This window comes from Gordonia jinhuaensis (genome assembly GCF_014639795.1).
GTDB lineage: Bacteria > Actinomycetota > Actinomycetes > Mycobacteriales > Mycobacteriaceae > Gordonia_B > Gordonia_B jinhuaensis.
The window spans coordinates 150,930-157,109 of record NZ_BMGC01000007.1; the positions used below are offsets into that span (position 1 = coordinate 150,930).

Here is a 6,180-nt window from a genome sequence, read left to right on the forward strand (position 1 = left end):
GAGTCAGACCCGCTGGGCCAGAACACCATCGGCGCTGACCCTCATCCGGGCCGGACTCATCCGCCGGACGGACCGCAGACACCACCCCTGCGAGTCTGCTCGGCCCCATCATCTTCGGAAGGAGCGCACATGGATGTCGGTGTTGTGCTGCAATGCAATCCGCCTGCCTCACGCGTGGTCGAACTGGCCAAGCGTGCCGAGACGCTCGGTTTCAGTCATGTGTGGACGTTCGACTCACATCTGCTGTGGGAAGAGCCGTATGTGATCTACTCGGCGATCCTCGCCGAGACCCGGCGGGTGATCGTCGGACCGATGGTCACCAATCCGGCTACCCGCGACTGGACGGTCACCGCATCGACATTCGCCACACTCAACGAGATGTACGGCAACCGCACCATCTGCGGCATCGGCCGCGGCGACTCGGCGGTGCGCACCCTCAACGGCAAGCCGACCACGCTGGCGACTCTGCGTGAGTCCATCGGTGTCATCCGTGAGCTGGCGAATTCCCGGTCGACGTCGTATGAGGGCCGCACACTGCGCTTTCCGTGGAGTCAGGGCTCACATCTCGACGTATGGGTCGCCGCATACGGCCCCAAGGCGCTCGCGCTGACCGGCGAGGTCGCCGACGGATTCATCCTGCAGCTCGGCGACCCCGAGATCGCCTCCTGGATGATCGCTCGCGTGCGCGCCGCTGCCGAGGCGGCCGGCCGCGACCCCGACAGCATCAAGTTCTGCGTTGCGGCACCGGCATACGTGACCGCCGACGACAGCCCCGAGGCGCTCGCTGCAGCACGCGAACAGTGCCGATGGTTCGGTGGGATGGTGGGCAACCACGTGGCCGACATCGTCGAGCGCTACGGGACCGAGGGCGATGTCCCGGCCGCACTCACCGAATACATCGCCGGGCGCAAGAGTTACGACTACAACGAACACGGCCGCGCCGGGAATTCACACACCACCTTCGTCCCCGACGAGATCGTCGACCGGTTCTGCGTGATCGGCACCGCCGAGACACATGTGGCCCGACTGACCGAACTCGCCAAACTCGGTGTCGACCAGTTCGCGGTCTACCTGCAGCACAACAACAAGTCGGCGACGCTCGAGGCGTACGGGGAGAACGTGATCCCCGCGCTGCGTCCACAGCAGATCGCGACCGCCGAGTGACAACGACGACCCGCCAGACGCGCTCGCTCTCCCACCGCCGTAGTTCCGAACGGCTCGGCTCCCGCCGCAGCATCCCCGTGCGCCGGATCGTCATGGCGGTGGCCTCGCTGGTGGTGTTCCTGCTGATCTGGGAGTTCGTCAAACTCGTGGTCCCCGCTGACGGTGTGAGCATCGGCGGAGTCCGCGTGCTGCCGCGCACCACCGACGGCGCCCTGCCGCACGTCTCGTCGGTGATCTCGACCTTCGGCGACAAGGAGGTCGACCTCCCGGGCTCGCGCACCGTGGGGATGGGTGTGGCCGAGGCCGGCTGGTTCAGCTTCAAACTGGCGCTGGCGGGACTGGTGATCGGCACCATCGTCGGCATCCTGCTCGCTGTGATCATGCAACGCTTCCGTACCGCCGAACGCGCGCTGACCCCCTATGTGATCGCCTCCCAGACGGTTCCGCTGGTTGCGTTGGCGCCGCTGCTCAACGGTTGGAGCGGCAAGATCGCGATACTGGGCCACCCGTGGACGTCGACGACGTCGGTGATCGCCATCTCGGCGTATCTGGCGTTCTTCCCGGTCACGCTGGGGATGCTGCGTGGATTGCACGCTCCCACAACCCAATCAGTCGAACTGATGCACTGCTACAACGCGGGCTGGTGGTCCACGCTCATCCGGCTGCGGTTGCCGGTGGCCGTGGGCTATCTCCTCCCCGCACTGCGGTTGGCCGCCGCAGCGGCCGTGGTGGGCGCCATCGTCGCCGAGATCTCCACCGCCACCACCGGCGGGATCGGCCGACTGATCATCGAATACGCCCAGCAGTCCACCGGCGACGCGAGCAAATTGTTCTGCGCCGTCATCGGCGCCGCGGTGGTGGGACTGGCGATGACCGCAGTGGTACTGATCGTCGGCGTCGGCGCACGACGCTATTCCGGAAACTCGAGGTAAACCAACGCCATGTCCGTGGTCGAGATCGACAACCTGTCCAAGCAGTATCCCAACACCGTTGCACTCCACAATGTCTCGCTGACCGTGGGCGACGGCGAATTCGTCTCGCTGATCGGCCCGTCCGGTTGCGGCAAGTCCACACTGCTACGGCTGATCGCCGACCTGGAGAGCCCGACTTCGGGAACGGTGCAGGTGCGCGACAAGTCGGCGTCACAGGCCCGCAAGGATCAGGACTACGGCATCGCTTTTCAGCAGGCCGGCCTGCTGGATTGGCGAACCGTGCGCGAGAACATCGAACTGCCACTGCAATTGCACAAGGTCGGCCGTGCCGAGCGACGTGCGCGCAGCACCGAACTGCTCGAGATGATCGGGCTGAGCGAGTTCGCCGATCACCGTCCCACTGAACTGTCCGGCGGTATGCAGCAACGTGTGGCCATCGCCCGCGCGCTCGCACCCAAGCCGCGGCTCTTGCTGATGGACGAGCCCTTCGGCGCGCTCGACGAGATGACCCGGGAGAAGATGCAGACCGAACTGCTCAGCATCGTCGAGGAGACCAAGGCGGCTGTGGTGTTCGTGACGCACTCGATCGGTGAGGCGGTGTATCTGTCCGACCGAGTGGTGGTGATGAGCCCACGTCCGGGCCGCATCACCGAGATCGTCGACATCGACCCGGGTCTGCGTGACCTGCCCGACACGCGGGAGAGCCCGGAGTTCTTCGCCGCCATCACCAGGGTGCGTGAGGCGCTGCGGCGCAAGGGCGCACCCGTCGACGAGGTCGCCGGGGAGCCGGCATGACCGTCGTCGATCCGCTGGTCGAGGAGACCGGGACCGCGCTGCCGCACCTGCGCACCGACCGGCTGCGACTGCGAGTGTGGCTGCCGGCACTGCTCTTCGGCGTCGCACTGCTGGTGGTGTGGGAGGTCATCTGCCGAGCCGGCCATCTTCCCACCTATGTCCTGCCCGCCCCGTCGGACATCTGGACACAGGTCACCGCCAACACCGACGTCATCCGAACCTCGGCCTGGGTCACCACGCGCAACTCACTGACCGGACTGGTGATCGGCGTGATCGTGGGTATGGTCGCCGCGATGCTCGCGGTGTGGATCCGCCCGTTCGACGAGCTGCTCTCGCCGATGGCCGCTGCGGCCGCGGCGATTCCGATCGTGGCCATCGCCCCGATCTTCTACGGCATGTACTCGGCCACGCAGGAGATGCCCCGTCTGCTCACTGTCGCGGTGATCGTGTTCTTCCCCATCTACGTCAGCTGTGCTCGGGGCCTGCGCAACATCAGCGGAGTCCACGCCGACCTCATGCGGTCGTATGCGGTGGGCCGATGGGCGATCACGCGCACCGTTCGCATCCCCGCCGCGGTGGGCTATCTGTTCACCGGGCTGCGGGTGGCCGCACCGAATGCGGTGATCGCCGAGATCGTCGCGGAGTACTTCGGCGGTCTGCAGAACGGCATCGGCTACCGCATCACCTCGGCGGCCGCCGCCACCAATTACGCACTGGCCTGGGCGTTCGTGTTCGCCGCGATCGTCATCGGGCTGTTGTTCTTCCTCGTTGTCGTACTCATCGAGGTCGTCGCCACCCGGCGTCTGTCGGCGCCGCGTAATCGTGCGGACAGCAAGTCCGCCAACACCAGAGGAGGGTCCTGATGACACCATCAGGGGTGAGCAATGAGGGGAAGCGATTGCGGGACAAGGTCGGCGGGCGCACACCCGGCCGCATGACCCGGCTGATCGCGGCGGTCGGGGTGTCGGCTGCTCTGGCCGTCACCGCGGCCTGTTCGACGACCAACGACAGCTCGTCGAGCGGCGGTTCGTCTTCGGACGGCGCCAAGAAGGTCACCCTGCAGCTGCAGTGGTTCAAGCAGGGGCAGTTCGCCGGCTACATCGCCGCGGTGAACAAGGGCTTCTACAAAGAAGAGGGTCTCGACGTCACGCTCAAGGACGGCGGTACCGACATCGTGCCGCAGACCGTACTGGCCCAGGGCCAGGCCGATTACGCGGTGGCATGGGTCCCCAAGGCGCTGCAGTCGCGCGAACAGGGCGCCAAGATCACCGAGATCGCCCAGATCTATCAGAAGTCGGGAACCACCCAGATCAGCTTCAAGGACAAGAACATCGACTCCGTCGGTGCGTTCAAGGGCAAGAAGATCGGCAACTGGGGCTACGGCAACGAGTTCGAGCTGTTCGCCGGCATGACCAAGGCCGGTCTGAACCCTGCCAAGGATGTCGATCTGGTGCAGCAGCAGTTCGACATGAACGCCTTCCTCAACGGCGACATCGACGCCGCCCAGGCGATGACCTACAACGAGTACGCCCAGGTGCTCGAGGCCAAGAATCCCAAGACCGGCAAGCTCTATCAGCCCTCGGATCTGAACGTCATCAACTGGCAGGACGAGGGTGTCGGCATGTTGCAGGATGCCCTGTGGGCCAACAGCGACAAGCTCTCCAGCGACAAGGGTTACCAGGACCAGACGGTCAAATTCCTCATCGGTTCACTCAAGGGCTGGATCTACTGCCGCGACCATGTGCGGGAGTGCCGTGACATGACCGTGGCAGCCGGTTCGAAACTCGGTGCCAGCCACCAGCTCTGGCAGGTCAACGAGGTCAACAAGCTGATCTGGCCCTCGCCGGCGGCGGGTATCGGCACCATCGACCAGGCCGCCTGGGACCAGACGGTGAAGATCTCGATGGACACCAAGAACCAGGACGGCAAGACCGTGCTGACCAAGGCACCCGATGCCGATGCAAAGAACACCACCTACATCACCCAGGCGCAGGACGAGTTGCGCAAGGAGGGTGTGGACCTGGTGGGCTCGAGCTATCAGCCGATCTCGGTGACGCTCAACGCCGGGGGTAACTGACCCGCAACGCGAATGCACCACTAATCAAGCGGGGCCGTCGGTGATGTACCGGCGGCCCCGCTTGTGTGGTTACGTCCCTGCCGTCACCGGATCCAGGGCAGCGCCGGATCCAGGGCAACGATCAGCTCGAGCGATGTGCCCGAGCCCGCGCTCAGCTGGCGCGGGTCTCGGTGCGGACGATCTCCACCGGGCATTGCGCCTTGTGCAGCACCGACTGGCTGGTGGAGCCGAGCAGCATGCCGGCGAAGCCACCGCGACCGCGGCTGCCCATCACGATCAGCTGCGCGTCGTTGTCGGCTGCGACGTCGAGTAGTCGCTGCGCGGGTCCGTCGGCGACGATCACCCGTTCGACCTCGACATCGGGGTAGTCCGCCGAGAACCCGGCCAACCGTTCCGACAATGCCTCGTACGCGTCGTCGGACAGTCGCTGCAGCTCGGCCTCGTCGAGCCCGTAGCCGTAGAGCGCATCAGCGGCGAGGTCGGTGTAGGTGTGTACGGCGAACAGTTTTGCCTTGCGGAACGAGGCCTCCTTGAACGCCTCGGCAACTGCCGGCGCGCTGACCTCCGAGCCGTCGATGCCGACGACCACGGCGCCGTCGCCACCGGGCTTGCCGACCACCACCACCGGACACTTGGCGTGTGCGGCCACGTTGACGCTCACCGATCCCAGGAACAGCCCCTTCACGCCGCCCAGACCGCGGCTGCCGACCACGAGCTTGTACGCGTCCTCCGACAGATCGCGCAACACCAGCGCCGGCTTGCCCTCGAAGATCTTCGTCTCGATCGAGATGCCCGGTGCGACCGACTTCGCGGTCTCCACCGCATCGGTCACGACCTTCTGCGCGTCGTCGCGGATCGCGTCGACCACGTCCTGCGGGATCACCAGCCCCGGAGCATAACCACTGGTCTCGGTCTGGAACGTGGTGACGATCCGAAGCGGACGGTCCTCGAGTTCAGCGGAATGAGCAGCCCACTTGATCGCTTCAGTGGCTGCGCTTGAGCCGTCGGCGCCCACCACGAACGCATTGCTCATCATCGAACCTTTCGTCGTGAGCCCAACTCCCAGGCTCTTCTCCCTCATTGTCATGCAGTTGACCGGTCAGATCAATGGGGCTGGTGCACGAGTAGGTGACATCTGATCTGGCTTGCCCTGCCGGGCGGCCTGGAAGGATGCCAGCTGTGCCCAAGCCCTATCCCCAGGAGTTCCGCGAC

Annotated in this window: 6 protein-coding genes; 5 read left to right on the forward strand and 1 reads right to left on the reverse strand. The window is 65.5% G+C overall.

Annotated elements, in window-relative coordinates; all coding sequences use genetic code 11:
* The first annotated feature begins 129 nt into the window (after positions 1-129).
* From IEW22_RS07495 to IEW22_RS07515, 5 genes are read left to right on the forward strand one after another with little or no spacing between them, the layout of a single operon-like run.
* Complete coding sequence (locus IEW22_RS07495; protein WP_188585977.1) at positions 130-1,164, forward strand: TIGR03842 family LLM class F420-dependent oxidoreductase; 1,035 nt, start codon at positions 130-132, stop codon at positions 1,162-1,164.
* Positions 1,161-2,096 carry an ABC transporter permease gene (locus IEW22_RS07500; RefSeq protein ID WP_229742272.1) on the forward strand — a complete coding sequence of 312 codons (936 nt, stop codon included), beginning with the start codon at positions 1,161-1,163 and terminating at the stop codon, positions 2,094-2,096. The genes IEW22_RS07495 and IEW22_RS07500 overlap by 4 nt, the downstream gene beginning before the upstream one ends.
* Before the next feature lie 9 nt (positions 2,097-2,105).
* Positions 2,106-2,891 (forward strand): ABC transporter ATP-binding protein, encoded by a 786-nt coding sequence (locus IEW22_RS07505; protein ID WP_188585978.1) that lies wholly within the window; start codon positions 2,106-2,108, stop codon positions 2,889-2,891.
* Positions 2,888-3,754 carry an ABC transporter permease gene (locus tag IEW22_RS07510; protein WP_229742273.1) on the forward strand — a complete coding sequence of 289 codons (867 nt, stop codon included), beginning with the start codon at positions 2,888-2,890 and terminating at the stop codon, positions 3,752-3,754. Before IEW22_RS07505 ends, IEW22_RS07510 begins: the two co-directional genes overlap by 4 nt.
* Complete coding sequence (locus IEW22_RS07515) at positions 3,754-4,968, forward strand: ABC transporter substrate-binding protein (protein ID WP_229742274.1); 1,215 nt, start codon at positions 3,754-3,756, stop codon at positions 4,966-4,968. Before IEW22_RS07510 ends, IEW22_RS07515 begins: the two co-directional genes overlap by 1 nt.
* A gap of 151 nt (positions 4,969-5,119) precedes the next feature.
* On the opposite strand, the gene IEW22_RS07520 is transcribed toward IEW22_RS07515, so the two are convergent.
* Entirely contained in the window at positions 5,120-6,001 is an 882-nt protein-coding gene (locus IEW22_RS07520; RefSeq protein ID WP_188585979.1) for a universal stress protein, read from the reverse strand.
* Positions 6,002-6,180: the final 179 nt, after the last annotated feature.